This is a genomic window from Streptomyces scopuliridis RB72 (genome assembly GCF_000718095.1).
Lineage (GTDB): Bacteria > Actinomycetota > Actinomycetes > Streptomycetales > Streptomycetaceae > Streptomyces > Streptomyces scopuliridis.
Genome location: NZ_JOEI01000079.1, coordinates 1 through 659, shown reverse-complemented (window position 1 = coordinate 659; position 659 = coordinate 1). Strand labels below are relative to the sequence as shown.

Here is a 659-nt window from a genome sequence, read left to right as displayed (position 1 = left end):
GGGCCGGTGGCGTAGGTCGGGTCGCCGGTGATCGTCTGGTTCTTCTCTTCGTGGGTGATGTCGATGCCGAAGAGTTTGAAGCCGAGGCTGACCTGTCCGGCGGAGATGCCGAAGCCGATGCCGAGTGAGGCGTTCCACCAGTCGGTGTTGGCCTTGTAGTCGAGGCGGGTGAGTTTGCCCTTGTCGTGCAGGAGGCGCTCGATCGGGCCCGCGTCGTCGTCCAGTGCCTCGGCGGCGTCCGAGGGGGTGGGCAGCGGGTTGCTGGCGGGGGCGTCGCCGCGTCCGCGCAGCCAGTCCTCGACGGCGGTGCTGTCGGTGTCGTTGTCGAGGGTGACCTCGGCCGACTCGGTGTGGATCTGCGAGTTGACGGTTCCGCCGCCGCCACCGACGTCGATCGTCACGGGTCCGGCGTTGGCTCCCGCGCCGGCCTGGATGCCGGGACCGTCGCCGGATTCCTGGCTGGTGGTGATCGTCAGCTTCTGCGGGTGGTGCGGTTTGCCGTCCTTCTCCTCCTGGTCGTAGGCCGCCGCGTCGTAGGTGACCGCGACCTGCTGCATCCTGCTGCCCTTGGCCTGCGCCACCCCGCCGGCCGTGCCGCTGACGGAGAAGGTGTAGACGAACGTGATCTTGCCGGCGTCCGGGCCGGTCTTGGCGCGCAT

At 69.2% G+C, this 659-nt stretch carries 1 protein-coding gene; it reads right to left on the bottom strand.

The window, feature by feature from the left end; genetic code table 11:
* On the bottom strand, positions 1–659 hold a 659-nt coding region (locus IF11_RS37455), incomplete at both ends, for a hypothetical protein (RefSeq protein WP_037729484.1).